23 protein-coding genes are annotated in these 26,547 nt (G+C 73.0%); 16 read left to right on the forward strand and 7 right to left on the reverse strand.

Annotation, left to right across the window (positions count from 1 at the left end):
* Positions 1 to 1,982: 1,982 nt before the first annotated feature.
* From QI554_RS03315 to QI554_RS03365, 11 genes are all read left to right on the forward strand, one after another.
* A complete protein-coding gene (locus QI554_RS03315) occupies positions 1,983 to 3,800 on the forward strand; it encodes a S9 family peptidase (RefSeq protein WP_281465588.1) in 1,818 nt (605 codons plus the stop codon).
* Between the two features lie 239 nt (positions 3,801 to 4,039).
* Complete coding sequence (locus tag QI554_RS03320; RefSeq protein ID WP_281465590.1) at positions 4,040 to 4,342, forward strand: urease subunit gamma; 303 nt, start codon at positions 4,040 to 4,042, stop codon at positions 4,340 to 4,342.
* 32 nt (positions 4,343 to 4,374) lie between these two features.
* Positions 4,375 to 4,755 (forward strand): urease subunit beta, encoded by a 381-nt coding sequence (locus QI554_RS03325; protein WP_281465713.1) that lies wholly within the window; start codon positions 4,375 to 4,377, stop codon positions 4,753 to 4,755.
* Positions 4,756 to 4,758: 3 nt separating this feature from the next.
* Complete coding sequence (locus QI554_RS03330) at positions 4,759 to 6,474, forward strand: urease subunit alpha (RefSeq protein WP_281465592.1); 1,716 nt, start codon at positions 4,759 to 4,761, stop codon at positions 6,472 to 6,474.
* Between the two features lie 147 nt (positions 6,475 to 6,621).
* Positions 6,622 to 7,311 (forward strand): urease accessory protein UreF, encoded by a 690-nt coding sequence (locus tag QI554_RS03335; protein ID WP_281465594.1) that lies wholly within the window; start codon positions 6,622 to 6,624, stop codon positions 7,309 to 7,311.
* Positions 7,301 to 8,074, forward strand: coding sequence for an urease accessory protein UreG (gene ureG / locus QI554_RS03340; RefSeq protein WP_425527906.1), 774 nt, complete (start codon positions 7,301 to 7,303; stop codon positions 8,072 to 8,074). The genes QI554_RS03335 and ureG overlap by 11 nt, the downstream gene beginning before the upstream one ends.
* An 8-nt stretch (positions 8,075 to 8,082) precedes the next feature.
* A complete protein-coding gene (locus tag QI554_RS03345; RefSeq protein WP_281465596.1) occupies positions 8,083 to 8,898 on the forward strand; it encodes an urease accessory protein UreD in 816 nt (271 codons plus the stop codon).
* Between the two features lie 180 nt (positions 8,899 to 9,078).
* A complete protein-coding gene (locus tag QI554_RS03350) occupies positions 9,079 to 9,525 on the forward strand; it encodes a DUF4234 domain-containing protein (protein ID WP_281465597.1) in 447 nt (148 codons plus the stop codon).
* Positions 9,526 to 9,681: 156 nt separating this feature from the next.
* Positions 9,682 to 10,632 carry a UDP-glucose 4-epimerase GalE gene (gene galE, locus QI554_RS03355; protein ID WP_281465599.1) on the forward strand — a complete coding sequence of 317 codons (951 nt, stop codon included), beginning with the start codon at positions 9,682 to 9,684 and terminating at the stop codon, positions 10,630 to 10,632.
* 219 nt (positions 10,633 to 10,851) lie between these two features.
* Positions 10,852 to 12,207, forward strand: a complete 1,356-nt coding sequence (locus QI554_RS03360) for an AAA family ATPase (RefSeq protein ID WP_281465601.1) — start codon at positions 10,852 to 10,854, stop codon at positions 12,205 to 12,207.
* 5 nt (positions 12,208 to 12,212) lie between these two features.
* Positions 12,213 to 13,007, forward strand: a complete 795-nt coding sequence (locus QI554_RS03365; RefSeq protein WP_281465603.1) for an HNH endonuclease — start codon at positions 12,213 to 12,215, stop codon at positions 13,005 to 13,007.
* A gap of 4 nt (positions 13,008 to 13,011) precedes the next feature.
* On the opposite strand, the gene QI554_RS03370 is transcribed toward QI554_RS03365, so the two are convergent.
* A complete protein-coding gene (locus QI554_RS03370) occupies positions 13,012 to 14,685 on the reverse strand; it encodes an N-acyl-D-amino-acid deacylase family protein (RefSeq protein ID WP_281465605.1) in 1,674 nt (557 codons plus the stop codon).
* Positions 14,682 to 15,914, reverse strand: coding sequence for an amidohydrolase family protein (locus QI554_RS03375; RefSeq protein WP_281465607.1), 1,233 nt, complete (start codon positions 15,912 to 15,914; stop codon positions 14,682 to 14,684). The genes QI554_RS03370 and QI554_RS03375 overlap by 4 nt, the downstream gene beginning before the upstream one ends.
* Positions 15,915 to 16,000: 86 nt before the next feature.
* On the opposite strand from QI554_RS03375, the gene QI554_RS03380 reads away from it, so the two are divergent.
* Positions 16,001 to 16,630, forward strand: coding sequence for a TetR/AcrR family transcriptional regulator (locus QI554_RS03380; RefSeq protein ID WP_281465609.1), 630 nt, complete (start codon positions 16,001 to 16,003; stop codon positions 16,628 to 16,630).
* A gap of 40 nt (positions 16,631 to 16,670) precedes the next feature.
* Here the strand turns inward: QI554_RS03380 and QI554_RS03385 are convergent, their stop codons facing one another.
* Complete coding sequence (locus tag QI554_RS03385) at positions 16,671 to 17,831, reverse strand: aromatic ring-hydroxylating oxygenase subunit alpha (protein ID WP_281465611.1); 1,161 nt, start codon at positions 17,829 to 17,831, stop codon at positions 16,671 to 16,673.
* 130 nt (positions 17,832 to 17,961) lie between these two features.
* Between QI554_RS03385 and QI554_RS03390 the strand changes: the two genes are divergently transcribed.
* Positions 17,962 to 18,852 (forward strand): alpha/beta hydrolase, encoded by an 891-nt coding sequence (locus QI554_RS03390; protein ID WP_281465613.1) that lies wholly within the window; start codon positions 17,962 to 17,964, stop codon positions 18,850 to 18,852.
* Between the two features lie 109 nt (positions 18,853 to 18,961).
* On the opposite strand, the gene QI554_RS03395 is transcribed toward QI554_RS03390, so the two are convergent.
* Positions 18,962 to 19,360 (reverse strand): ATP-binding protein, encoded by a 399-nt coding sequence (locus QI554_RS03395; protein WP_281465615.1) that lies wholly within the window; start codon positions 19,358 to 19,360, stop codon positions 18,962 to 18,964.
* 237 nt (positions 19,361 to 19,597) lie between these two features.
* Here QI554_RS03395 and QI554_RS03400 point away from each other — a divergent pair, with 237 nt between their 5' ends.
* From QI554_RS03400 to QI554_RS03410, 3 genes are all read left to right on the forward strand, one after another.
* Complete coding sequence (locus tag QI554_RS03400; protein ID WP_281465617.1) at positions 19,598 to 20,473, forward strand: helix-turn-helix domain-containing protein; 876 nt, start codon at positions 19,598 to 19,600, stop codon at positions 20,471 to 20,473.
* A complete protein-coding gene (locus QI554_RS03405) occupies positions 20,470 to 20,724 on the forward strand; it encodes a DUF397 domain-containing protein (RefSeq protein WP_343230753.1) in 255 nt (84 codons plus the stop codon). The genes QI554_RS03400 and QI554_RS03405 overlap by 4 nt, the downstream gene beginning before the upstream one ends.
* 157 nt (positions 20,725 to 20,881) lie before the next feature.
* Complete coding sequence (locus QI554_RS03410; protein WP_281465619.1) at positions 20,882 to 24,403, forward strand: AfsR/SARP family transcriptional regulator; 3,522 nt, start codon at positions 20,882 to 20,884, stop codon at positions 24,401 to 24,403.
* A gap of 52 nt (positions 24,404 to 24,455) precedes the next feature.
* On the opposite strand, the gene QI554_RS03415 is transcribed toward QI554_RS03410, so the two are convergent.
* Genes QI554_RS03415 through QI554_RS03425 form a run of 3 tightly spaced genes read right to left on the reverse strand, consistent with a single transcriptional unit; the run spans position 24,456 to position 26,451 of the window.
* A complete protein-coding gene (locus QI554_RS03415) occupies positions 24,456 to 25,313 on the reverse strand; it encodes an ABC transporter permease (protein ID WP_281465621.1) in 858 nt (285 codons plus the stop codon).
* Positions 25,310 to 25,486 carry a hypothetical protein gene (locus QI554_RS03420; RefSeq protein WP_281465623.1) on the reverse strand — a complete coding sequence of 59 codons (177 nt, stop codon included), beginning with the start codon at positions 25,484 to 25,486 and terminating at the stop codon, positions 25,310 to 25,312. Before QI554_RS03420 ends, QI554_RS03415 begins: the two co-directional genes overlap by 4 nt.
* Positions 25,483 to 26,451: an ATP-binding cassette domain-containing protein gene (locus tag QI554_RS03425; RefSeq protein WP_281465625.1), complete on the reverse strand. Its 969-nt coding sequence runs from the start codon at positions 26,449 to 26,451 to the stop codon at positions 25,483 to 25,485. The genes QI554_RS03420 and QI554_RS03425 overlap by 4 nt, the downstream gene beginning before the upstream one ends.
* Positions 26,452 to 26,547: the final 96 nt, after the last annotated feature.

Below are 26,547 nucleotides of genomic sequence, written 5' to 3' on the forward strand. Positions count from 1 at the left end.
CCCGCCTCAACCCGTCGTCAGCGCCCAGTGCCAGGAGGTTGCTTCTCCGCGCCGTGCCCGCTGGGCGCGGCGCAATTCGCTTTGTGGGGTTACAGTGCCGGGCTAGTTGCGTGGCGAGGTTCGTTGTCGCGCGCCCGCGAACCGCGGGCGCGCATCCGAGGCCGTAGCTGGATCGTGCGCGTAACAGCGGTCAACCGGCCAGCGCCCTGGTGCGTCTGCACGCGTTCCCTGCTGATCTGCCAGTCGTCGACTAGATCGGCGCCACCCTGCGGGGTGTTTTGCCGCGCCGCGCCGATCGGCGCGGCGCCGAACGTCTGGTGTTGTTCGCGGGCCGTCTGCACCGAACTGCGCCGTGGGGCGTTGTACGCGCGCCCCCGTCTCGCGGGCGCGACCATCAGTCCACACGCCGGCCCCGGCCATATGCCGTACGTTCGCCACCTCGTCAGCGCGCCTGGTGCCGGGGGTGTTCTTCGCGCCGCGCCGATGGGCGCGGCGCGGATCGTGTGCGGTTGCAGGCGTCGTCGCGTACCGCAGTGCGTGGCGAGTCTGTGTACGCGCGCCCGCGTCCCGCGGGCGCGCGATCCAGGGGGTGTGCCCGGTTGGAATGTTGCGCGCCCGCGAACTGCGGGCGCGCCCCCGGGGGGGGGGGGGGGGTCTCTGTGTACGCGCGCCCGCGTCTCGCGGGCGCGCCGTCCGAGGCAATCGTTGAGTGCTGCGCGCAAAAGGCTTACGAGCGATGGGGCGCAGCGATGCGTCTGACGACCAATGCGGCGGGACGTTTGCCGCGCCGCGCCGGTCGGCGCGGCGCGGAATGCCCTCTGTTGTTCGGGGCGTCGTCGTGCACCGGGCTGCGTCCTACGCCCCCCTCTCGTCAGCGCGCCCGCTGTCAGGGGGGTGTTCTCCGCGCCGTGCCAATGGGCGCGGCGCGGAACGCTGGTTGTTTGCGTCGCCGTCGTGCATCAGGCGGCGTGGTTGTGTACGCGCGCCCGCGAACTCGACCGCCAGTCCACTCGTCAGTTCAGGCCATGCGCCCCACGTTCCATCTGGCGTCAGCGCACCCGGTGCCAGGCGGTTGTCCGCGCCGCGCCGGTGGGCGCGGCGCGGAAATGCCTGCCGTTGTTCTCGGGCCCGTTGAGCACAGGGCTGTGTGGCGAGTTGTTGTGTGCGCCCGCGCCTCGCGGGCGCACGACCTTGACCGGCTGGCCACACCAGGTCAGTCAGGCCCATGCGCCCCAAGTTCAATCCCTTTCAATGCGCCTGGTGTCAGGGGGCGTTCTCCGCGCCGCGCCGATGGCGCGGCGCGGGACTCCGGTTGTTGTTCCAGGCTCGCGTTGAGGACTGGGCAGCGTGGCGGGTCTTTGTGCGCGCCCGTGATTTGCGGGCGCGCGGCTGTTGGGGGTCTGTGCTGTTGGGTGGGAGGGGCGCGTTGCCCTCTTCGTCTCCCTCTCCGTCTCCGTCTCTCCCTCTCCGTCTCTTCGTCTCCGTCTCTTCGTCTCCCCGTCTCCGTCTCCCCGTCTCGGTCTCTCCGTCTCCCCGTCCCTTTCTCTGCCCGTGGCCCTGTCTCTGTCCGTCTCGTGCTCGGTTCGTTGCGCTTTCCGTCCCTCTGGCTGCGTCTTGCGGGGCCTGGTGCTCTTGTTCTGGGTGGGGGGTGGGTCAGAATCGGGGCCATGACTATGCGCAGCGGGCAGGCATATGGGGCTTGGGCGTCGCCGATCAGTGCTGAGGCGTTGGTGGTGGGGGCTGCTTCGCCTCGGGAGGTTCGGGTGGACGGGGCGGATGTCTGGTGGGGGGAGCTGCGGCCCAGTGAGGGTGGGCGGGAGCAGTTGGTGCGGCGGACGGCTGACGGGGTGCGGGTCGGGGTGTTGGGGGAGGGGGTTTCGGCGCGGACTCGGGTGCATGAGTACGGGGGCGGAGCCTGGGCGGTGCGGGGTGGGGTGCTGGTTTATGCGAACTGGGCCGATCAGCGGGTGTACCGGCTCGATGTGAACGCCGATGGGGAGCCGGTGGCGGTGACGCCCGAGCCTTCGGTGGCGCACGGGTGGCGGTACGCCGATATGGAGATCGTTCCGGCGGGGTTGTGGGGCGAGGCCGCGTGGGTTGTGGCGGTGCGGGAGAACCACGAGCCGGAGGTGTTGGAGGGGCACGGCGAGGCGGTCAACGAGGTCGTGGCGTTCCCGTTGGCGGGGGCCGGGTCGGTGGACGACGTGGCCGTTCTGGTCAGTGGGCCGGACTTCGTGTCGTCGCCGCGGGTGGCGCCGGACGGGTCGGCGTTGGCGTGGGTGCAGTGGAACCACCCGAACATGCCGTGGGACGCCACCGAGTTGGTGGTGGGCCGGGTCGAGTTCGACAAGGACGGTCCGCGGCTCGGCGGCGACGAGGTGGTGGCGGGTGGCCCGGGCGAGTCGGTGATGCAGCCGTTGTGGGCGCCCGACGGTGCGTTGTGGTTCACGTCGGACCGCCGGGGCGGGTGGTGGAACCTGCACCGGGTGGGTGCCGGCGGCCAGGTCGAGGTGGTCGCGCCGGTGGACGCCGAGATCGGCGAGCCGCAGTGGGTGTTCGGCCAGCGTTCGTTTGCGTTCCTGCCGGACGGCCGGGTGGTGTGCGCGCTGAGCCACGGCGGCCTGTCGGATCTGGCGGTCGTCGATCCGGCGCGGCCCGAGCTGGCGCCGGAGGCCCTGGTGACGGGCCTGACGTATGTCGACCAGGTCGCGGCGGGCCCGGTCGGGGACGGCCCGGACATCGTCCTCATTGGTGCGGCCCCCACGGTGGAGGCGGAGCCGCTCGGCGTCTCGCTGCCGCACGGGGACGCGCCCACGGCGCCGCGCGACACCGGCGAGCGCGACGTCGAGACCACTCTGGGCCTGGGCGGCGACGCGCTCAGTGTCGTCGACGGCGGCCTCGGCGGCGGCCACGCGCTGCTCGAACGCCTGCGCCCGGCCCGCGAGTCGGTGGTGACGCCGGAGTGGATCTCGGTCCCGGAGCCGATCGCCTACCCGTCGGCGGAGGGCCGCACGGCGTACGCGATCCTCTACCGTCCCCGCAACCCCGAGGCGCAGGCCCCCGAGGGCACGCTGCCGCCGCTGATCGTGTCGACGCACGGCGGCCCGACGTCGATGGCGCGCGCGACGCTGCGCCTCGACATCCAGTACTGGACGACGCGCGGTTTCGCGTACCTGGACGTCAACTACGGCGGCAGCACCGGATACGGCCGCGCCTACCGCGAACTGCTCAACGACGCCTGGGGCGTGGTCGACGTGCAGGACGTCGAGGCCGGTGCCCGCCATCTCGCCGAGACCGGTGTCGTGGACGGCACGAAGCTCGGCATCCGCGGCGGTTCGGCCGGCGGCTTCACGACGCTGGCGACCCTGGCGTTCGGCGGCGGGACGTTCACCGCGGGCGCGAACCACTTCGGCGTGGCCGACCTGACCGCGCTGGCGAAGGACACCCACAAGTTCGAATCCCGCTACCTGGACGGCCTGGTGGGCCCGTACCCCGAGGCAGCCGCGACGTACGAGCAGCGTTCGCCGATCAACCACACCGACGGCATCGCGTGCCCGCTCGCGGTGTTCCAGGGCCTGGAGGACGAGGTCGTGCCGCCCGCCCAGTCGGAGATGATCGTCGAGGCGGTGCGCGCGAAGGGTCTGCCGTACGTGTACCTGGCGTTCGAGGGCGAGCAGCACGGCTTCCGGAAGGTGGAGAACATCATCCGCACGCGCGAGGCCGAACTGTGGTTCTTCGGCAAGGTGTTCGGTTTCGAGCCCGCGGACCGGATCGAGGCCCCGCCGGGCGCCGGCTTCTGAGCCGCCCCTGAGGCGCCGCAACCACCCCGGCACGCCCGGGCGTTCACCCGAACGCCCGGGCGTGCCTGCGCAGTGAGATGGGTCTCACCCGCAAAACTGCTGGTCAGTCCGTATGGATGCGGAACGTGAGCAGTTGGATACCTCCCGGCAACAATCGCCGCACCGGCGGGAAACACGAGCCGGGAATTCTCAAGGCAGCCAGGAGGCACCGGCTGACCTGAGGAACGGGGGACCCGAGCGTGCTGCTGACCCCGCACGAGCAAGAGCGCCTGATGATCTCGTACGCGGCCGACCTCGCGCAGCGCCGCAGAGCGCGCGGGTTGCGGCTCAACTACCCCGAGAGCGTCGCCGTGCTCACCTCCTTCCTGTTGGAGGGCGCGCGCGACGGCCGCGGGGTCGCGGACCTCCAGGAGGCCGGGCGACACGTGTTGGGACGGGACGACGTCATGGACGGCGTCCCCGAGATGCTGGGGGAGGTGCAGGTGGAGGCGACCTTCCCGGACGGGACCAAGCTGGTGACGGTGCACCACCCGATCCCGTGAGCCGGCGCGCGAAGAACGGCGTCAAGCCCGCCGTGAACGCCAAGTCCGCCCCCAACGGCAAGGCCCCAGCGCCGGTCGTCCCCGGCGAACTCCTGCTCGGCACCGACCCCGTGCCGCTCAACCCGGGCCGCCCGGTGCTGGTGCTGCCCGTGCTCAACACCGGCGACCGCCCCGTCCAGGTCGGCTCGCACCTGCACTTCCCGGCCGCGAACGACGCGCTGTCCTTCGACCGGTCCGCCGCGTGGGGGCACCGCCTGCACATCCCGGCGGGCACCGCCGTGCGGTTCGAGCCCGGGGTGGCGCGCGAGGTCGAGCTCGTGCCGCTGGCCGGCGCGCGCGTGGTGCCGGGCCTGAAGGCGGGCCGCGGCGGCGTGCTGGACGCGCCGGCGGCGGCCCCGGAAGCGGAGGCGTGAGCCATGATCGACCGTCATCGCTACGCGCTCCTGTACGGCCCGACCACCGGCGACCGCATCCGGCTGGCCGACACCGACCTGGTCGTCGAGGTGACCGAGGACCTGTGCCGGCCGCGCGGCGCGGCCGGCGACGAGGTGGTCTTCGGCGGCGGCAAGGTGATCCGCGAGTCGATGGGCCAGTCCGCCGCGACCCGCGCCGAGGGCGCCGCCGACACGGTGATCACCGGCGCGGTGATCCTCGACCACTGGGGCGTCGTCAAGGCGGACGTCGGCATCCGCGACGGCCGGATCTGCGGCATCGGCAAGGCCGGCAACCCGGACACCATGGACGGCGTCCACCCGGAGCTGGTGATCGGCCCGTCCACCGAGATCATCTCCGGCAACGGCCGCATCCTGACGGCCGGCGCCGTGGACTGCCATGTGCACCTGATCTGCCCGCAGCAGTTCGCCGAGGCGCTCGGCGCGGGCGTCACCACGATGATCGCGGGCGGCACCGGCCCTGCGGAGGGCAGCAAGGCGACGACGGTCACGCCCGGCGCGTGGCACCTGGCCCGCATGCTGGAGTCGCTCGACGACGTCCCGATCAACTTCGTGCTGCTCGGCAAGGGCAACACGGTGTCGGACGAGGCGATGTGGGAGCAACTGCGGGCCGGGGCGGCCGGTTTCAAGGTGCACGAGGACTGGGGTTCGACGCCGGCCGCGATTGACGCGGCGCTGCGGGTCGCGGACGCCGCGGGAGTTCAGGTCGCCCTGCACAGCGACACGCTCAACGAGACGGGTTTCGTCGAGGGCACGCTGGCCGCGATCGGCGACCGGACGATCCACGCGTACCACACCGAGGGCGCCGGCGGCGGCCACGCCCCGGACATCATCACGGTCGCGTCGATGCCGAACATCCTTCCCTCGTCGACGAATCCGACCCGCCCGCACACCGTCAACACCGTCGAGGAGCACCTCGACATGCTGATGGTGTGCCACCACCTCAACCCGTCGGTGGCGGAGGACCTGGCGTTCGCGGAGTCGCGCATCCGCCCGTCGACCATCGCCGCCGAGGACGTGCTGCACGACCTGGGCGCCATCTCGATGATCGGCTCGGACAGCCAGGCGATGGGCCGGGTCGGCGAGACGGTGCTGCGCACGTGGCAGACCGCACACGTCAACAAGGTGCGGCGCGGCGCGCTCGCGGGCGACGGTGCGTCCGACAACCTGCGCGCGCGGCGGTACGTCGCGAAGTACACGATCTGCCCGGCGGTTGCGCACGGCCTGGACGACGAGGTCGGCTCGGTCGCGGTCGGCAAGCTCGCCGATCTGGTGCTGTGGGAACCGGCGTTCTTCGGGGTGCGGCCGCACGCGGTGCTCAAGGGCGGCGCCATCGCGTACGCCGCCATGGGCGACGCGAACGCGTCCATCCCGACCCCGCAACCGGTGCTGCCGCGCCCGATGTTCGGCGCGGCGCCCAAGAGCGCGGCGGCGACCAGCGTGCACTTCGTCGCGCCGGCGGCGCTCGAGGCGGGCCTCGCGGACCGGTTGAACGTCCACCGCAGACTCGTTCCGGTGGCGGACGTCCGCGGCCGCGGCAAGTCCGCGATGCCGCTCAACGACGCGACGCCCCACATCGAAGTGGACCCCGGGACGTTCGCGGTCCGCATCGACGGTGAGAAGGTGACGGCGCAACCGGCGGCAATCCTGCCGATGGCGCAGCGTTACTTCCTGTTCTGACGGTCCGTTAACAATGGGCCGTTAGCGTGACATGGGAGATCGGTCGGGGCCGACGAGCTGGCAACAGCCTTGCGGGCCCGGCCGATCCGGCAGCGGTGACCGGCCAGATCCCGGAATCGACGGCTAGACGGTAAGAGGTGGTTGGCAATGGGAGCGGGACTTCTCCTCCTCGGTGACTCACGACTCCCGGCGGGCGGACACGCCCACTCGGGCGGCCTGGAGAACGCGGTGGCGCGCGGGGAGGTCCACGACCTCGACACGCTGACCGACTTCCTGCTGGGTCGCCTGTACGGAACCGGCGCGGTGCAGGCCGCGTTCGCGGCGTGCGCGGCCCTGGCGGCCGGACCGTACGCGCTGGACGCCGACGGCCCGTGGGGCGAGCTCGACACCGAGCTGGACGCCCGCACGCCGTCCGCGCCCGCCCGCGCCTCGTCGCGCGCGCAAGGCCGTTCGCTGCGCCGCGTCGCGCGCGCTGCCTGGCCGGAGGAGCCGTGGACGGCGCTCGGCGTGTCCCCGCACCACGCGGTGGTGCTCGGCGCCGCCGCCAGCCGGGCCCGGCTCGACGCGCGCGGCGCCGCGGTGCTGGCGGCCACGAACACCGTCAACGGCCCGGCGTCGGCCGCCGTGAAGCTGCTCTCCTTCGACCCGATCGCGGTCACCGTCGTGCTCGCCGAGATGGCCGGGCACTGCGACCAGGTCGCCGACGAGGCCGCCGAGGCCGCGAGCACCGTCATGTCCGACGGCGACTGGGACCGGTTGCCGGCCTGGAGCAGCCCTGGCCTGGACATGTGTGCCGAGCTGCACGCCCGCGAGGAGGTCGTCCACTTTGCATCGTGACCACGAGAACACCCCTGGAGGCGGCGGTGGTTCCGTGCACCGGCAGGGCTTTCCGCCGGTCGTCCCGGGGAGCCGCCCGCTGCGGATCGGCATCGGCGGCCCGGTGGGCTCCGGCAAGACCGCGCTGGTCGCGGCGCTGTGCCGGGCGCTGGCCGGGCGCGTGTCGCTCGCCGTCGTGACCAACGACATCTACACCACCGAGGACGCCGACTTCCTGCGCGCGGCGGGCGTCCTGGACCCGGACCGGATCGCCGCGGTGCAGACCGGCTGCTGCCCGCACACGGCCGTCCGTGACGACATCAGCGGCAACCTCGACGCCGTCGAGGACCTGGAGGCGGCGCACGCCGACCTGGAGCTCGTGGTCATCGAGTCGGGCGGCGACAACCTGACCATGACGTTCAGCCGCGGCCTCGCGGACGTGCAGCTGTTCGTCATCGACGTGTCCGGCGGCGACAAGGTGCCGCGCAAGGGCGGTCCCGGCGTGACCCGCTCCGACCTCCTGGTGGTCAACAAGACCGACCTCGCGCCGCACGTCGGCGCGGACCTGTCGGTCATGGCGCGGGACGCCGAGCGCATGCGGCCCGGAACTCCCGTGCTGTTCCTGTCGCTGCGCGGCGAGCCGGGTGCGGCGCCGGTCACCGACTGGGTGCTCGCGCAGCTCGCGGCGTGGCGCGAAGGCAACACGGTGCCCGTCGCGGACGCGGCCCTCGGCGGTGGGCCCGGCGGCGGACAGCCGGTCGACACCCCCGCCGCGGCCGGGTGACGCGCGCCATGCACGCCGAGGCGGTCATCCGGGCGGAGACGGCTCCGCCGCGCCCGGGTCGGCGCGGCCTCGGCCAGGAGACCCGGATCGTCGAGCTGCGCGGCCAGGCACCGCTGCTGCCCCGCATCGTGGCCGTGCCCGGCACCGGGGCCGAGGTAGTGCTGGTGGGCGGCGCCGCGGGCCCGCTCGGCGGCGACGAACTGGCGGTGCGTATCGAGGTCGGGGCCGGGGCCCGGCTGACGGTACGCACCGCCGCGGCCGCGGTCGTCCTCCCCGGCACCGGCGAACCGGCCCGCCAGCGCGTCGAGATCACCGTCGCCGACGGCGGCGAGCTGGACTGGCTCCCTGAGCCGGCGGTCGTCGCGGCCGGGGCCCGCTTCGAGACCGCGCTGCACGTCACGCTGGGCCGGGCGACGCGGCTGCTGCTCCGCGAGACGCTGCTGCTCGGCCGCGCCGCCGAGCCGTGCGGCGACGCGGTGTCCCGCTGGGACATCGCGGCGGAGGGCCGGCCGCTGCTGCGCCAGGTCTCCGCGTACGGGCCCGGCGCCAAGCCCGGCTGGCGCGGCCCCGCCGGCACCGCGGGCGGCACGGTCGTGGCGACCGAACTGCGCTTCCCCGACATCCCGGGGACCACCCCGCGACTCCCGAGCGCCCCCGGCCGCGCCGTCTGCGAACTCGCGGGCGGCGGCCTGCTGACCACGGTCATGGCCACCGACGCCCTCACCGCCGACCGACTGCTGCGGGGGCAGCCGGCCGTGTCGCGAGCGGTACCGGCCCCGTCGCCGAGCGCGCCGCCCGTGCCGCTGGTCGGCTCGCCGTCCTGAGTGCGTCCGGACATACCCGCTGAATCCCGAACAAGGTTGCTTCGCAGGTGACATCGCGTGCGGAGCGGGCGTGCTCAGTGCGTGGACCCGTGGACAAGCCCTGCCCGTCCCGATACCCTCGCGGACCTGCGCAAGGCCAACCGCAACGTCTGACGTCATGTCACTTTCCTTGGGGGGATCATGAGTTACCAGCAGCAGCCGCCGTACGGCACCCCGCCCGGGCCCGCGTACGGCACCCCGCCGGCGGGCGGCTACGGTGCTCCGCCGATCGGCAAGACCCGTAGTCCGTGGGGTGTTTGGGGCCTGATCTTCATCACGCTCGGCATTTACCACCTGGTCTGGTACTACAAGATCAACCGCGAGATCCGCGACTTCGCGCGCGTCGAGGTCACCCCGGGCGTCGCGGTGCTGGCCGTGTCCCTCGGCGGCTACCTGATCGTCCCGCCGTTCGTGTCCCTGGCCAACACCGCGGGCCGGGTCCGCCAGACCCAGTCCGTCGCGGGCCGCAACCAGGACTGCAGCTCGGGCCTCGTCATCCTGCTGGCCATCCTGATAGGCCTTCACATGCCGTACATCCAGCGCCGCCTGAACGAGGTCTGGGCCGCCTACGGCGCCCCCCAGGTCTGACGCGGCCCGACCCGCCGGCCCCGCACCCGGGCGAAACCAGGTGCGGGGCCGAGGTCTGTGCCGGGTTCGTCGACGGTGCGCACGCATACCCTCACTCGGCGTAAGCGGGCGGGGGTTCTCACCCGCCGTTCACCTGCATCGGGCAGGATCGTCCCTATGAAGCTCCTTGTGACCGGCGGCGCCGGCTATATCGGATCGGTGACCACCTCGATGCTCCTCGGTGCCGGGCACCAGGTGACCGTGCTCGACGACCTCTCCACCGGGCACGCGGACGCGGTGCCGGCCGGGGCGGAGTTCGTCCAGGCGGGCATCACCGAGGCGGGCGGCGTGCTCGCCGGGGCGGGCTTCGACGGCGTGCTGCACTTCGCGGCCAAGTCGCTGGTCGGGGAGTCGGTCGGGGAGCCGGCCAAGTACTGGAAGAACAACGTCGCCGGCTCGCTCGCGCTGCTGGAGGCCGTGCGCGAGCACAACGTGCCGCGGTTCGTGTTCTCGTCGACCGCCGCGACCTACGGCGACCCGACCGAGATCCCGATCGTCGAGGACGCCGAGACCAAGCCGACGAACCCGTACGGTGCCTCGAAGCTCGCCGTCGACAGCATGATCGGTGACTACGCCCGCGCCTACGGCCTCGCCGCGGTGTCGCTGCGCTACTTCAACGTCGCGGGCGCCTACCAGGGCTTCGGCGAGCGGCACACCGTCGAGACCCACCTGATCCCGCTGATCCTGCAGGTCGCGCAGGGCACCCGCGAGCACATCTCGGTGTACGGCACGGACTGGCCGACGCCGGACGGCACCTGCATCCGCGACTACATCCACGTCGCCGACCTGGCGCGCGCCCACCTGCTGGCGCTCGACGCCGCCACGGCCGGCGCGCACCACATCTGCAACCTCGGCAACGGTGTCGGTTTCTCCGTCCGCGAGGTCATCGAGGCCGCGCGCCAGGTGACCGGGCATCCGATTCCGGCCGTCGAGGCGCCGCGCCGTGCGGGCGACCCGGCGGTACTGGTGGCCTCGTCGGAGCGGGCCCGCACCCTGCTCGGCTGGAAGCCGGAGCACCCGGACCTCGCCCGCATCATCGGCGACGCGTGGGAGCTGCTGAACGCCTGACGGACCGGGGGCGGGCGCGGGCTGCGGCCGGCGCCCGCCCTACGCATGGGCCGGATCCGGGCCGACCCGGTCGAAAAGGGTCCGGAAATGCCGAAGGGCGCCCGGCCAAGGACGCCCTTCGTGCGAACTGCACAGTTCGCGAGCTTGGCCACTATACCCCGGTTTCAGCCAAGCCCCGACGCAATATCCTGGGCCGGTTCCCCTTGAAGGGAGGCGCCGGTGTACGTGTCGAGGCTCGAGGTCGACGGGATCCGCGGGTTCCACGGCGGCCGCCGTGCCGACCTGGCGTTCGGCGGCGCGGACGGCCGGAATCCGGCGGGCTGGACCGTGCTGGCCGGCCGCAACGGGTCGGGCAAGAGCACGCTGCTGCAGGCGCTCGCACTGGCGGTCGGCGCGCCCGGCGGGGTGCCGGGGCGGGGCGCGGTCGACGTGCAGGAGTGGCCCGCGGACCGCGGGTCGGGCGGCCGTATCCGCGCGGTCCTGCTGGCGAACGAGTCCGACACCGAGCTGCTGATGGACGACCAGCCGCGCCGCGACGTCGAGGACGTCCTGTCGGGCGCCTCGGTCGTGGAGGCGACCTGCGTGTGGCCGCCCGGTCGCAAGCGGCTGCGCTGGGAGCGCCGGGTGCGCGCGCTCGAGGGCCCCGCCGCGGGGCGGTTCTTCGCGATCGACGACGACCTGTGGGACGCCACGATCGCGGACGCCTTCCCGCACGTCGGCTACGGCCCGCACCGCAGACTGTCGACCATGTGGCGCGGCATCCGCTCGGGGCCGCGCGACCGGTTCGCCACGCTCTTCTCCGCGGATGCCGAACTCGCCGACGGAATAAGCTGGTTGATCGAGCACCACCTGCGCGCGCTGGAGGGCAAGGAGGACGCCGAGCACCGGTTGCGCACCGCGCTCGCGCTGCTCGGCGACGGCCTGCTGCCGGACGGCCACCAGGTCTCGCGCGTCGACTCCGACGGCCTGTGGGTGAGCCGCTACGGCCGGGAGTTCGCGATCGACGACCTCAGCGACGGCATGCGCACCGCCATCGCGATGGTCACGCACCTGCTGAGCCAGTTCCCGGGCTTCCCGCCGCCGCTCGACGGCGAACCGCCGGTGGTCCCGCTGCCCGCCGTCGTCCTGATCGACGAGGTGGACGCGCACCTGCACGTCGGCTGGCAGCAGCGCATCGGGTCGTGGCTGACCGCGCACTTCCCGGCGGTGCAGTTCATCGTGACCACGCACAGCCCGTACATCTGCCAGGCCGCGGACCCGGGCGGGCTCATCCGGCTGGCCGGGCCCGACGAGGACGCGCCGCCCCGGGTGGTCGACGACGAGGTGTACCGGCGCGTGGTGTTCGGCTCGGGCGACGACGCGGCGCTGTCCGAGGTGTTCGGCCTGGAGAGCCCGTACTCCGAGCGCGGCGAGGACCTGCGGCGCAGACTCGCCGGCCTGGAGGAGCAGGTGCTGGCCGGCACGGCGACCGAAGAGGAGGCCGCCGAGTACCGGGAGTTGAGCGACACGCTGAGCAGTTCGCTGATGGCGCGGGTGGACGAGGTCGCGGCGCGGTTGGCCAGGCGTCCGGGCTGACCGCGATGATCCCGCTGCGACGACCGGTGCTGCCGGCCGGGCTCGCGGCGCGGATCGAACTCAAGTCCGAGGAGCTGCGCTCCGGCGCGGCGACAACCCGGGCGGCGCGTGAGGCGTGGAAGGCGGCGCGCCTGGTGCGCGCCGAACTGGGCGGCGTGCTCGGCGCAATGGCGTCGGGCCTCGAACGGTGCATGTACTGCGGCGACAGCGCCGGTTCGTCGATCGACCACTTCGAGCCCATCGTGCGGGCGCCGCTGCGCGCGTTCGACTGGCTCAACCACCTGCTGGCCTGCACGCACTGCAACAGCAACCACAAGCGCGACCAGTACCCGTGCGACGACACGGGCGCGTGCCTGCTCGTCGACCCGAGCCGCGAGGACCCGTACGACCATCTGCGGCTGACGCTGTCGACGGGGGAGTACCGCGCGGTGACGCCGAAGGGCGCCGAGACGATCCGGGTCTTCGGACTCGGCCGCCGGGTGCTGTGCCGGGGGCGCGAAATGGCCTACCCGCGCTGCAAGTCGATGCTGCGCGACGCCGTGCGGCAGCACGCCGAGGGCCGCGACGACATCGCCCGCGAGGTCGAACAGGCGCTGCTCGCCCAGCCGTTCGCTGACGTGCTGTATGCGATGTACCGCACGCTGCACACGCCCGGCGCGGCTGCCGTGTTCGAGCCGGACGTCCTCGACGCGCTGCGCCGGGTACGCCTGTTCGCGCCCCCGGCCGGCGCGCGGGCGGTGGTGGTACCGCCGCGCGCGGGGCCGGGCGCGGCGGTCGCTCGCGAAGCTCCTCCGGGCTGACAGGTCAGTCGCGGGTCGGAATGCGCAGCACCTGCCCCGGCAGCCCGGCGTTCGGGGAGCGTTCGCCGTCGATCTGGATCGGTGTGCCGTTGACGAGGACGTGCCGGACGCCGGTCGGCTGGTCGGCGGTGAGGCGTTCGCCGTCGGCGGGGAAGTCGCGCACCCGGCGGACCGGGCCGGGGGCGACGGTGGCCGGGTCGAACACCACGATGTCCGCCCAGAACCCGGGCCGCAGGTAGCCGCGGTCGGTCAGGCCGAGCAGGTCGGCCTGGACGCCGGTCAGCTTGCGGACCGCCGTCTCGATCGGCATCAGGTCGCGCTCGCGCACCCACTTGCCGAGGAAGTCGGTGGCCTGCGGGGCGTCGCAGAGCTGCCCGACGTGCGCACCCGCGTCGGAGAGGCCGAGGGTGCAGTGCTCCTCGGTGAGGATCCCCAGCAGCGCGTCGACGTCGTCGTTGGCGAGGACGCAGCGCATCCGCAGCCCGAGGTCGGGCTCGTCGAGTGCGAGGTCGAGCAGCACGTCGAACGGGTCGGCGCCGCGCTCGGCGGCCACCGCGTCCAGGTGACGTCCGATCAACTCCGGGTGCGCGGTGGACTCGTCGACGGTGTACGTCGACCAGCGCGGCACCAGGAACGCCCCCTCCTGCCGCCACGCCGCGAGCGCCCGCGCCCGGAAGCCGTCCTTGTCCGCGTACGCCGCGCGGCGCTCCTCCAGGCCGCCCGCCATCAGCTCGCCGAAGACCGGGTTCGAGTTCAGCGTGAACGGCTCGACCAGCGTGAACGAGAACGTCAGCGGCCGCGGGCTGACCTGCGGCCACACCTGCGCGCCTTTCGCCCAGCCCGCCCGGTTGAGCGCGACCAGGCGCTCGTGCGAGCCGGCCGGCGTCGTCATCAGCGCGGTGTACGTGAACGGCACGCCGACGCCGGGCTGGATCTCGTACAGGTCGGGTATGCCGAGCTGCTCCCCGGGCGTGAACTCGACGATGCCGCGCCGCTCCTGGCGCACCACCTCGAGCAGCGCGTCGATCTCGGCGCGGTCGGCGTGCCGGCTCGGCACCGGCTTGCCGTCGATGCCGCGGTGGGTGGGCGCGAAGCTGGTGGCGAAGCCGGCCGCACCGGCCCGCAGGGCGCCGCGGAGCACTTCGCACATGGCGTCGATCTCCGGTGCGGTGGCGGCGCGTTCGTAGGCGTCCATGCCCATCACGTACAGCCGCAGCGCGGTGTGCCCGAGGTAGGCGGTGTAGTTGAGGCCGACGCCGCGCCGCCGCACCGCGTCGAGGTAGCCGGGGAAGTCGCTGAAGTCCCACGGGATCCCGGCCTCGAGGGTGGCGACGTCCATGTCCTCGACGTTCTCGAGGGTGCGCGCGATGACGCCGCGGTGCTCGGGGCGGGTCGGGGCGATCGAGAAGCCGCAGTTGCCGGCGACGACGGTGGTCACGCCGTGGAAGCAGGACGGGGTGAGCGCCGGGTCCCAGAACACCTGCGCGTCGTAGTGCGTGTGGATGTCGATGAAGCCGGGGGCGACGACGTGCCCGGCCGCGTCCAGGACCCGCCGCCCGACCAGCCCGTGGCCGATCTCGGAGACGCGCCCGTCGGTCACCGCGACGTCGGCGGGGTAGGGCGCGCCGCCCGTGCCGTCGACGACCAGTCCGCCGGTGATCACCAGGTCCGCGGTCATGTGCTCCCGTCCTCTCTGCCCTGCTCCGGGCCCGGCCCGGTCGGTGTCGTCTCCGGGGAAAGTCCGTACAGTTCGGCGCAGTTGCGCCACAGGATGTCGTCGCGCACGTCGACGGCGAGGTGCGCGGTGTGCTCGGCGAGGACCGCCTGCGAGTGCGGGAACGTCGAGTCGGAGTGCGGGTGGTCGTTGGCCCACATCAGGCGGCGGTGGTTCATCAGGTCGGTGACCCGGAACGCCACGGCGTCGTCCTGGAACGTGAGGTGGACGTGGTCGCGCACGTACTCGCTGGGCAGCCGCGACAGGTCGCGGTCGCCGAGCCAGTTGCCGTGGTAGCGGACGGCGTGGTCGGCGCGGTACATCCAGTGCGGCATCCACCCGGCGTCGGCCTCGACGCACACCACCTTCAGCTCGGGGACCCGGTCGAAGACGCCGCCGAAGACGAGCGTGCCGATGATGTCCTGGCAGCCGCGCATGATCCCGAGGAAGCTGTTCATCTTCGGGCCGCGGTAGCCGGCCGCGCCGAGCTGGTCGTTGCCCGACGTGAGGATGTGGAACGCGAGCGGCAGCCCGAGCTCGGCGGCGGCCCGCCACAGCGGGTCCCAGCGCGGGTCGTCGTAGTCCCCGGCCTCGGCCTCGCACGCGGCGTGGCCGGGCATCATGACGCCGCGCAGCCCGAGTTCCTTGATGCGTGCCAGGTCCTCGACGCCCTCCGCGACGCTGCGCAGCGCGGTCTGCCCCTGCCCGAGCAGCCGGTCGGGCGCGTACCCGGCGAACTCCTCGGCCATCCACAGGTTGTAGGCGTCGAAGCAGGCCTTCTTGTAGTCGGCGTCGGGGTGGTTGCACAGCAGCATGCCGACCGACGGGTACACGACCTCGGCGGCCACCCCGTCGCGGTCCTGCTCGGCGAGCCGTGCGACGGGGTCCCATCCGCCGCGGTGCAGCTGCTCCCACCCGGTGTACTCGAACGGCCCGACGGTCTCGGGCGGCCGCCCGGCGGCGGCGACCATGCCGTACGGGATGCGGCTGCGCCCGTTGTCGATCTCCATCACCGCGCCCATGCGCGGGTCCGTGGCCGCGACCGGCGCCCGGTCCCGGAACCGCGGGTCGATGCGGTCGACGTAGCAGTCGCCGGGCTCGGTGACGTGCGAGTCGGCGGATATCGCGAACAACGGAGCGGTCGGCGGAACGGGCTGCGAAAGCGAGGGCGAGCTGGCCGTCGGGGCACCCATGGCGGGTCCTCTCCTCACGCGCCGGAGGCGGCAGGGCGCAATTGATGAGTGCACATTAAGTAGCCGGTCCGTTAGTTTCAACCACTGTGGGACGTAATCCAGAGGCCACGCGCCGTGAGCTGCTCGACGCCGCCGCCCGGCTCTTCGCCGAGCGCGGGATCGCCGCCGTGTCGTTGAACGAGATCAACACGGCGGCCGGGCAGCGCAACGCGTCCGCGTTGCAGTACCACTTCCGGTCGCGCGAGGGGCTGCTGCGGGCGCTGCTGGAGCGGCACATCCCGCAGGTGCGGGCGCGGCGCGACGAGCTGCTGGCCGCGGCGGACGCGGATCCCGAGAAGGTGCGGCGGGCCGCGGAGGCGTTCGTGCTGCCGTTGGCGGAGCTGCTGGAGGACGGCTGGCGCGGCAGGGCGTTCCTGCGCATCGTGGCGGAGCTGATGGCCGACCCGTCGCGGAGCGCGCCCGAGGTGCGGCAGTTGCTGGACGCGACGGCGGCGGACGAGGCGTACGCGCGGATCTGGAAGCACGGGCGGGGCGTCCCGGCGCTGCTGCGGCCCGAACGGATGCGCGTCGGCGGCACGATGGTGCTGCACGCGCTGGCCGACCGGGCGCGGCTGCTGGAGCACGAGGGCCGGCCGACGCAGATCGCGCCGGAGCTGTTCACCGGGAACCTCGTCGACATGTTCCTGGGCGCGACGCTGGCGCCGGTCGCCCGCTGAGGCGGGGCCGGCGCCGGCGTCGTTCCGAGGGCGCCGGGGGTCAGTAGGCGGCGAGCGCCTTGTCCCACGTCTCGTGCCAGTGCGCGACCGCGGACTCGCCCATGCCGACCACCATCGTGTCGAGGCCGGCGGAGAAGCCCCGCTGGCACGCCTCGGCGCCCGGGAAGTCCTCGCTGACCAGCACGGCCTTGTTGGTGTTGTGGTTGTTGCGGGTGGCCGCGACGGTCTGCTCGTCCAACGGCTCCCAGGTGCCCTCGGTCATGTGGATGACCGACTCGCCCGGCACCGCGCCCGGGTAGACGCGGAGCATCGTGGTGCTCATGGGGCTCTCGATGAGCACGGTCGACGGCAGCACGGTCTGGACGTTGACCATGGGCAGCCGGGCCGGCCAGTGCTCCTCGGGGAACTCGGCGAGCTTCTCGAAGCCGAGGATCGGCACCGCGAAGCGGGTGTGCGGGCCGAACGTGTCGACGATGCCGTGGTTCAGCACGACGCCGTGGATCGTGGCGCGGTGCAGGAAGGGGATGTGGTACCCCTCCAGGTTGATGTCGACGGTCAGCTTCCAGTTGGCCTTCAGCGTGAACTTCTCGCTGACCACCGCGCGGGTGCGGTCGTACGGGAAGCCGGCGAAGGCGTCCTCGACGTCCGCGAGCGCGCCCTCGACCTGGACGTCGGGCCGCAGCCCGACCACGATCAGGCCCGCGGATATCGCGACCGGGAGCTTCTTCAGCCCGAACTCGGCCGGGTCGACGCCCGGGAACTGCGGGCGGGACGGCAGCCCGACCAGCGAACCGGCCGGGTCGAACTGCCAGCCGTGGTAGCCGCAGACGAACCGGCGCGCGTTCGAGCAGCCGGTGCCCGTGGTGCCCTCGCGGTCGGAGTCCTCGGGGGCGACCGGCATGCCGCGGTGCGTGCAGGCGTTCAGGAACGCGTGCAGGACGCCGTCCTCGTCGCGGGTCACCAGGACCGGCACGCCGTCGACGTCGCGTGCGAGGAAGTCGCCGGGCTCGGCGACCTCGCCCGCCCAGCCGACCACCTGTGGCGTGCGGCGGAAGAGCACCTCGCGTTCCTTGGCGAGCCGCTCGGGGTCGGTGAACACGGAGGCATCGACGCGCATCGGGGCCTCGCCCAGGTCGAGGGTGCGCTGGGCGATGTGGTCGATGATCCGGCGGCCGGTGCTGACGACGTCTTCGTGCTTCATGGGTGCTGCCCCCAACGTGCCTCACGGGTTACTAATGAGAGTTCATTATGTGAAGGGGGTCATGACACCGTCAATGACCGGTGTGGTCTCATCGAGGGGAGCACGCGCAGCGCGGAGGTCGGACGCGGATATGCAGCACCAGGTCGAGTCGGTCCAGTACGACGTCGCCAGCGTCCACCTGTCCGGACTGCTGGCCCGCCCGGCCGGCGCCGCGCGCGGGACCGTGCTCGCGCTGCACGGCGGCGGCTCGCACGCCGCGTACTGGCACCGCGACGCCGCGCCCGACACCTCGCTCCTACTCCTCGGCGCCTCGCTCGGCTGGACCGTGCTGGCCGTCGACCGCCCCGGCTACGGCGCCTCGGCCGGACTGCCGCGCGACCGGCAGGACCTCGACCACCAGGCCGACCTGATGTTCCGGCTGGTGGACGAGCTGCCCGCGCACCTGGGGTCCGACGCCGGGGCGGGGGTCTTCCTCGCCGCGCACTCCATGGGCGCGCTGCTCGCGCTGCGCATGGGCGGCCGCGACGACGCGCGGCTGCTCGGCGTCGCGGCCGGGGGCGTGCCGCTGCGGTACAGCGAGGACAAGGCCCGCGCCATGGCCGCCGTGCCCACCGACGGCGAGGGTGTCGTGCCCCCGATGCGCGGGCCCGGCACCGGGGCCGCCACGTACTTCGGCCCGCCCGGCTCGTACGACCCGGCGCTGCTGACCCGCGAGGGCCGGGTGGTCGCCCCGGTCCCGATCGCCGAGTTCGCCGACGCCCGGGACAGCCCGCTGACGCTGCCGGGCATCCTCGCCAAGGTCCGCGTGCCGGTGCACTGGACGGTCGCCGAGTTCGAGTCCTCGAACCTGGCCGGACCGGCGGTGCTGGACGAGGCGGGCCGCCTGCTGACCCACGCCCCCCGCGTCGAACTGCACACGCAGCCGGGGGTGGGCCACAACCTGAGCCTGCACTACGCGGCCCGCGCGTATCACCTGCGGGTGATGGCGTTCGCCGAGGAGTGTCGCCGCCGGGCCGCCTGACGACGCGGGGTGGGCCGGGATGGTGCGTCGGCGCGGCTTCTCGGGCGGGCCCGGCAGTTCGGAAGGCCGTGGGGTCGCTCGTTTGAGAACACTCGATCGGGCTAATTCGTCATTCGCTCGCCAGGGTGAACCAGACCACTTTGCCGGTCGGCAACGCGTCCGCTCCCCAGCTGTGTGCGAGGCATTCGACGAGCGCGAGGCCGCGGCCGAACTCGTCGTCCAGGGAGCCGCGGCGCACGCTCGGGAGGCGCGGTGACGGGTCCTGGACCTCGACGCGGAGCCGGCCCGCGTCGTGGGCGAGGCTGAGGGAGTGGCGCGAGCCGGGACCGACGTGGAGGAGCACGTTGGTGAGCAGCTCGCTGACTAACAGGACTGCGATGTCGGCGAGTTCGCCGAGGTCCCAGTCCCGGAGCAGGCGTTCGACCTCGCGGCGGGCGCGCTGGACGCCGCGGTCCGACGCCGAGAGTTGAACGCGGTAGTGACGGACGTCTTCCGCCATCACGGGCATGGCCATCCTCCGGGGACGCACGCATGGAGTGCGTGAGATCGGGGTCGCGCGGTCGGGGGGTGGGGAACTGTGTGCGACCGTGGAGCGACGGTAAGTCAGATCGGACATTCAGCGTGCCGTGCGACCACTTAGCCTGCAACTCCCATTGTTGGATTGTCGGCGGATTTCGCGTACTGCTCACGAAGCCGCTCAACGTGGTGCACACTGTCCCCCCACCCCAGCCTGCGGAGGTGCCCTGTGGCCTTAGCCCCCAACCCCACCGTCCGGCAACGCCGGCTCGGCACCGAACTGCGCCGCCTGCGCGAGGCGCGCGGCCTCAGCCTCGAGGACGTCGCGGTCCGCCTCGAGTGCTCCGACTCCAAGGTCAGCCGCATCGAACTCGGCCGCAGCGGCGTGCGCCCCGTCGACCTGCGCATCCTGCTCGACCTGTACGCCGTCTCCGACGACGCCGAGCGCGAGGCCCTGCTCACCCTGGCCCGCGAGGCCAAGAAGCGTGGCTGGTGGCGCAGTTACTCCTCACTCCTGCCGCCGTCGTACACCGAACTGCTCAGCCTCGAGGCCGACGCGTCCGGCATGCGCGGCTTCGAACTCTCGCTCGTGCCCGGGCTGTTGCAGACCCCCGACTACGCCCGGGCGGTCATCTCGTCGGTACGTGACGACCTCACCCCCGACGAGGTGGACACCCTCGTCCGGGTCCGCGGCGAACGCCAGGCGCTCCTCGAACGCACCTGCGCCGACGACGAACCCGCGTTCCAACTCACCCTGGTGCTCGGCGAAGCCGTGCTGCGCCAGGTGGTCGGTGGACGCGAGAGCATGCGGGCCCAGCTGAACCATCTCGCGGAGGCCGCGACCCGGCCGAACATCCGCATCCAGGTGCTGCCGTTCGCGTGCGGCGCGCACCCCGCCATCGAAGGGGCGTTCGCCATCATCGATTTCCCCGCGCTTTCCGATCTGGACGTGGTGGTTGTCGACACGCGCATGAGTAGCCTCTATCTAGAGGAACCCGACCACGTCCGCGTGTATCAGCGGATGTTCGAGGACATCCGCGCCTCCGCGCTCTCGTACGGGGACTCGCAGTCCATGATCGAGCACGCTGCAAAGGAATTGTCTTGAGCAACGCACAGCACGATCCCGCCCCCCTCACCGACCTCGACGCGGACTCCGTCACCGCAGCTCAGCCGAGGTTGGCCTGGCACCGCAGCAGCTACAGCGGCGGCGCCAACAACTGTGTGGAGGCCGCCCCCGACGCCGCCTTCGTGCACGTCCGCGATTCGAAGTCGGTCCGCGGACCGGTCCTGTCGCTCACGCCCGCGGCGTGGGGTGAATTCCTCACCGACGTGGGTGCCGGGACTCCGGCCCGCTGACGTTAACGTCCCGTCGAATTCACCCGAAAGCGTGATGTGAATTACCCGGACGGGTGAATTCCCCTGATGATCGTTCTTTTGGTCGTTCCGGCCTGAAGCGGGCCCCCGGGCTCCCCGTTCCCCCCGGGACACCCGGCGCACCTGGGAGAGTGGGGGTGTGCATGTCTCGGTGCTGGGCCCGCTTCAGGTGCGGGACGACGAAGGAGAGCCCCTCGCGGTGACGGGCGCGCGGCTGCGCGTCCTGCTGGTCCGCCTGGCGTTGGACACCGACCGCCCCGTACCCGCCGACCTGCTGGTCCGCGCGGTGTGGGACGAGGACGAACCGGCCGGCGCCGCCAACGCGCTCCAGTCGCTCGTCTCCCGCCTGCGCCGCATGCTCGGCCCCGGCGTGATCACCTCAGAGGCCGGCGGCTACCGGCTCGCCGTCGACCGCGGCGCCGTCGACGCGCACGCCTTCGAACGCGCCGCCGCCGAAGGCCGCCGCCTCCTCGCCGCGGGCGACCCCGCCGCGGCCGAGGCCGCGCTGACCCGGGCGCTCGCCCTGTGGCACGGCACGGCGCTCGCGGACGCGACCGACCGCGGCTTCGCCGCCGGACCCGCCGCGCGCCTCGAGGAACTGCGCCTGACCGCGCTGGAGGACCGCGCGGACGCCCGGCTGCGGCTGGGCCGCGTGGCCGAGACCGTGCCGGAACTCGAACAGCTCACGGCGGAACACCCGCTGCGCGAGCGGCTGCACGGCCAACTGATCGTCGCCCTGGACACGGTGGGCCGACGGGCTGACGCGCTGGCGGCCTACCAGGCGGTGCGCACGACCCTGGCGGACGAACTCGGCATCGACCCGTCGCCGGAGCTCGACGAGCTGCACATGGCCGTGCTGCGAGGCGACCGCCGGACGGCGGCGATACCGGCGGCGGGCCGGGGCGGTGCGGCGACGGCTCCGGGCGGGGGCTCAGGTGGTGCCGCGGGCAGGCTGGCGGCGAGCGGCGCGGCAGGGGCCGGCCCCGGCGCCGGCCCGGCGGGCGCCTCGGGCGCACTCGGCGGCGGGGCCGCCGGGCAGGGCGCGAACCACCCCGCACCGGGAGGTGGTTCAGTCGGTGCTTCGCAGTCGCAGGCCGGGCCGCAAGGCCGTGTCGCAAGCGCGGGCGCTCCCGGCGGCGGGCTGCTCGAGACCGCCGCGTCCGGCGGGTTCGCCGGTGCCAACGGGGCCGCCTCGCCGACCAACCTCACCACGCGCCTCACCAGCTTCGTCGGCCGGGACGACGACCGCGACCGCCTCACCCGCATGCTCGGGCAGGCCCGGCTCGTCTCCGTCGTCGGACCGGGCGGCGCCGGCAAGACGCGCATCACCGTCGAGACCGGCACCCGCCTCCTGCCCGCCTTCCCCGGCGGCGTCTGGTTCGTCGAACTCGCGCCCGTGCACGACCCGTTGGACATCCCGCAGGCGATCCTGTCGGCGCTCGGGCGCCGCGAGGTCGGCATCCTGGGCACCGTCATCGACACACCCTCCCCGGCCGCCGACCGGGACCCGCTCGAGCGCGTCGTCGAGGTCCTGGAGCGCCGTTCCGCGCTGCTCATCCTCGACAACTGCGAGCACCTCGTCGCGGCCGCCGCCGACGTCACCGACCAGCTGCTGGCGAGGACGCCCGGGCTGCGCGTGCTCACCTCGACCCGCGAACCCCTCGGCATCCTCGGCGAAGCGCTGTACCCGCTGGGCCCGTTGGAGCTGCCGCCCCCGCACGCCGACCCGGACGACGCCGTCAAGTACCCGGCGGTGCGTCTGTTCGCCGACCGGGCCGAGGCGGTGCGGCCGAACCTGGTGATCGACGCGTCGAACGTCGGTGCCGTGGTGGAGATCTGCCGCCGGCTCGACGGCATGCCGCTGGCCATCGAACTGGCCGCCGCCCGCACCCGCTCGCTGCCGCCCGAGCAGATCGCCCGCCGCCTCGACGACCGGTTCCGGCTCCTCACCGGCGGCAGCCGCACCGCGATGCCGCGCCACCAGACGCTGCGCGCCGTCGTCGAGTGGAGCTGGGACCTGCTCGACGAGCGCGAACACGCCGTGCTGCGCCGCCTGTCGGTGTTCGCCGGCGGTGCCACGATCGACGCCGCGGAGTCGGTGATCCCGGACGGCGACCTGATCCTCGAGGAGGACGTCCTCGACCTGCTGGCCGGTCTGGTGGACAAGTCGCTCGTCGAGGTGTTCGGCACCGGCGAGCCGCGCTACCGCATGCTGGAGACGATCGCCGCGTTCGCCGCCGAGCAGCGCGCCGTCAACCGGGCGGACGCGGGGGTCATGAAGCGCCACTCCGACTGGTGCCTGGCGATCCTCGAGCGCACCGACCCCGAACTGCGCTCCCGCGACCAGCTCAGGGCGCTGCGCGTCATCTCCGACGAGCACGACAACATCGCCGTCGCGCTCCGCGCCGCGATCGACGCCGGGCAGGCGGAGCGCGCGGTGCGGCTGGTCGCGGGCCTGGGCTGGTACTGGTCGATCCGCGGCTACCACGGCGAGGCGGCCGCGTGGATGGCGGAGGCGCTGGAGGTGCCCGGCGAGGTCCCGGCCATCCCGCTCATCAGCGCCCAGTGGTTCTACGGCATGACCAGGGCGGTCACCGGTTTCGACCCGCAGGCGCTGCGCTGGCTGATGAAGGCCCGGTGGGGGCTGCGGCACATCCCGCCGGACGTCCCGATCCCGCCGGTGCTGCGGCTCATCCCGCCGCTGAGCGCGGCCGCCCGGGACTACTCGGCCGGCACGTTCCAGTACATGAAGGTCCTCGCGAGCGGCGAGGACGATCCGTGGGTGCTGGCGTTCATCGACCTGATCGGCGGGCACCTCGCCGTGAACGGCGGCATGACCGAGGAGGGCCTGCTGCGGCTGCGCCGGGCGCGGAGCCGGTTCGTGCAGATCGGCGACCGCTGGGGCCGCAGCTCGGCGGTGGCCGGGCTGTCGGAGGTGTACGCGTACACCGGCCGCGCCGAGGAGGCCATGGCCGCCATGGAGGAGTGCCTCCAACTGGTGCGCGAGCTGGGCGCGGACGAGGACGTGCCGATGATCCTGATGCGCCGCGGCATGCTGCGCGTCCTGCAGGGCGACGCCGAGGGGGCGCTCGCCGACCTGGACGAGGCGATGGCGATCGCGGGGCGCGCCGAGACCGCCGGCGGCGTCATGCTCGGCTACCTCGGCCGGGGCGACCTGGCGCGGCTGCTGGGCGACAACGACGAGGCCGCGTACTACCTGGACCTGGCCGAGCGGGAGGTGCCGAACACCTGGGCGATCCCGCCCCAGCTGATCGCACGCATGCACATGAGCATCGCCTACCTCGCCGAGGAGCGCGGCGAGCACGGCAAGTCCCGGATCGCCGTCGACACCGCATGCGACGTGGCGACCGACGGCCGCGACATGCCGATCGTCGCGGCGGCCGCCGAGACGCTGGCGTGGTGGGCGTACGTCGAGGGCGACGACGACTACGCGGCCCTCATGCTCGGTGCCGCGGTGGCCCTGCGCGGCCACGCGGACCTGGGCAGCCCCGACGCGGTGCGGACCACGGAGAACGTGCGCGCGCGGATGCCCGAGGAGCGGTTCGAGGCCCGCTTCGAGCGGGGCCGCACGACGCCCCAGAACGACGCGTTCGAGCTGGTCCGCAAGGGCACCGACGGCGTCGGCCGCGCCGCGGGCTGAACGCCGGGCGGCGGCGGCCGGAAAACGCGTACCGCGAAGGGCCGTGCACGTACTACGACTTGCGGTTGTACGCGCGCACCGTCAGCGGCGCGAAGATCGCGGTGAAGACCGCCGCCCACAGCAGCACCCAGCCGACGTGCGTGGCGACCGGGCCGCCGACGAGCAGTCCGCGGCACGCGTCGGTCAGGTGGCTGACCGGGTTGACCTTCACCCAGGACTGCAGCCAGCCCGGCATCGTGGCGGTCTGGGCGAAGATGTTCGCGCCGAAGGTCAGCGGGAAGCCGATCAGCATCGCGATGCCCTGCACGCTGCGCGGGTTCTTCATGGTCATGCCGAGCAGCGCGAAGATCCAGCACATGCCGAACGCGAAGAGCAGCACCAGGCCCGTGGTGGCGAGCACGGCGAGCGCGTCGGTCTGCACGCGGAAGCCGATCGCCGTGCCGAAGACGAACACCACAACGATGGCGACGAAATAGCGGCACAGGTCGCCGAGGACGGCGCCGACCAGCGGCGCGTACCGGGAGATCGGCAGCGAGCGGAACCGGTCGAAGACGCCCTTGGCGACGTCCTCGCACAGCCCGACGCCGGTGCCGAGCGACGCGAACACGACGGTCTGGACGAGGATTCCGGGGAGCACGAACTGCAGGTAGTCGTGCGTGCTGCCGGCGATGGCGCCGCCGAACAGGTACACGAACATCACGATGAAGATGACCGGCTGGAGCGTCAGGTCGATCAGCTGCTCGGGCTGGTGCTTGAGCTTGATGAGGTTGCGCCAGGTCAGTGTCAGCGAGTGACGGACCAGGGCGAACGGGTCGCGCCTGCGCACGTGTTCGTCGCGGGGCGCGCCGGTACCGGTCGGGGCGGGCTTGACGGTGGTCGGGGTGGACGGGGTCTGGGTGGCGGTGGTCACACGAAGCTCCTGATGAGGACGAGGGCCACGACCGCGGCGCACAGGGCCAGGCGGTCGAGCACGGGCATCGGGGTGGGGAAGCGGCGGGCGTACCAGGTGCGGAGGGCCCGCCGGGGGCGGTGCGGGAGGGCGAACTCGGCCATGCCGCGCGGCGCGCCCCGGGCCGCGGTCATGCGGCGTCCGCCTCCTTCTGCGCGTCGTCCTGCGTGCGGTGTCCGGTGAGCTCCAGGAACACCTCGTCCAGGCTCGGCATGCGCAACGCGAGCTCGCTGGCGCGGATCCCCGCCTCGTCGAGCCGGCGGACGACGACGGGCAGCAGGTCCGGGTCGTGCACCGGGACGGTGATCAGGCCGTTCGTCGCCAGGTCGGGCGCCAGGCCGGTGAGCTCGCTGACGATGGCCACGGTGTCGGCGGTGCGGTCGGCGTGGGCCGGGCGGATCTCCAGGCTCTGGCTGCCGACCTGCGCCTTGAGCTCGGCGGCGTCGCCGTTGGCGATGACCCGGCCGTGGTCGATCACCGCGATGTCGTTCGCGAGCTGGTCGGCCTCGTCGAGGTACTGCGTGGTCAGCAGCACGGTGACGCCCTCGTCCGTGACGAGGCTGCGCACCAGGTCCCACACGTCGCCGCGGCTGCGCGGGTCGAGGCCGGTGGTCGGCTCGTCCAGGTAGAGGAAGGACGGCCGGCCGACCAGGCTGGCGGCCAGGTCGAGCCGGCGGCGCATGCCGCCGGAGTAGGTGCCGGGGGCGCGGCCGCCGGCGTCCGTCAGCTGGAAGCGCTCCAGCAGCTCGCGGGCCCGGGCCTTGGCGTCGGCGCGGGACAGGTCGAGCAGCCGGCCGAGCAGCACGAGGTTCTCGAACCCCGACATCTCCTCGTCGACCGAGGCGTACTGCCCGGTGAGGCCGATCTGGCGGCGCACCTCGGGGGCCTCGCGGACGATGTCGTAGCCGCCGACGGTCGCGTGCCCGGCGTCCGGCCGGATCAGCGTCGCCAGCATGCGGGTGGTGGTGGTCTTGCCGGCCCCGTTGGGGCCGAGCAGCGCCAACACCGTGCCCTGCCGTGCGACCAGGTCGATCCCGGCCAGGGCGGTGGTCTTGCCGTAACGCTTGACCAGGCCTTCGGCCTGAATCGCGTAGGTCATCGTGGTCTCCGTCACTGTGCTCGTCTGGGTACGACAACCACAGTGCCGGGACCGCCTGATACGCCCCGCACACGCCGCTGACACCGCCCGAGGGCC

The organism is Yinghuangia seranimata, from assembly GCF_029953285.1.
Lineage (GTDB): Bacteria > Actinomycetota > Actinomycetes > Streptomycetales > Streptomycetaceae > Yinghuangia > Yinghuangia seranimata.

What these genes read in the sequence shown, in the direction of transcription:
- QI554_RS03330 (WP_281465592.1), top strand. Translation starts at nt 4,759, where the DNA reads ATGATCGACCGTCATCGCTACGCGCTCCTGTACGGCCCGACCACCGGC.
- QI554_RS03335 (WP_281465594.1), top strand. Translation starts at nt 6,622, where the DNA reads ATGGGAGCGGGACTTCTCCTCCTCGGTGACTCACGACTCCCGGCGGGC.
- QI554_RS03345 (WP_281465596.1), top strand. Translation starts at nt 8,083, where the DNA reads ATGCACGCCGAGGCGGTCATCCGGGCGGAGACGGCTCCGCCGCGCCCG.
- QI554_RS03350 (WP_281465597.1), top strand. Translation starts at nt 9,079, where the DNA reads ATGAGTTACCAGCAGCAGCCGCCGTACGGCACCCCGCCCGGGCCCGCG.
- galE (WP_281465599.1), top strand. Translation starts at nt 9,682, where the DNA reads ATGAAGCTCCTTGTGACCGGCGGCGCCGGCTATATCGGATCGGTGACC.
- QI554_RS03365 (WP_281465603.1), top strand. Translation starts at nt 12,213, where the DNA reads ATGATCCCGCTGCGACGACCGGTGCTGCCGGCCGGGCTCGCGGCGCGG.
- QI554_RS03370 (WP_281465605.1), bottom strand. Translation starts at nt 14,685, where the DNA reads ATGACCGCGGACCTGGTGATCACCGGCGGACTGGTCGTCGACGGCACG.
- QI554_RS03375 (WP_281465607.1), bottom strand. Translation starts at nt 15,914, where the DNA reads ATGGGTGCCCCGACGGCCAGCTCGCCCTCGCTTTCGCAGCCCGTTCCG.
- QI554_RS03385 (WP_281465611.1), bottom strand. Translation starts at nt 17,831, where the DNA reads ATGAAGCACGAAGACGTCGTCAGCACCGGCCGCCGGATCATCGACCAC.
- QI554_RS03390 (WP_281465613.1), top strand. Translation starts at nt 17,962, where the DNA reads ATGCAGCACCAGGTCGAGTCGGTCCAGTACGACGTCGCCAGCGTCCAC.
- QI554_RS03395 (WP_281465615.1), bottom strand. Translation starts at nt 19,360, where the DNA reads ATGCCCGTGATGGCGGAAGACGTCCGTCACTACCGCGTTCAACTCTCG.
- QI554_RS03420 (WP_281465623.1), bottom strand. Translation starts at nt 25,486, where the DNA reads ATGACCGCGGCCCGGGGCGCGCCGCGCGGCATGGCCGAGTTCGCCCTC.
- QI554_RS03425 (WP_281465625.1), bottom strand. Translation starts at nt 26,451, where the DNA reads ATGACCTACGCGATTCAGGCCGAAGGCCTGGTCAAGCGTTACGGCAAG.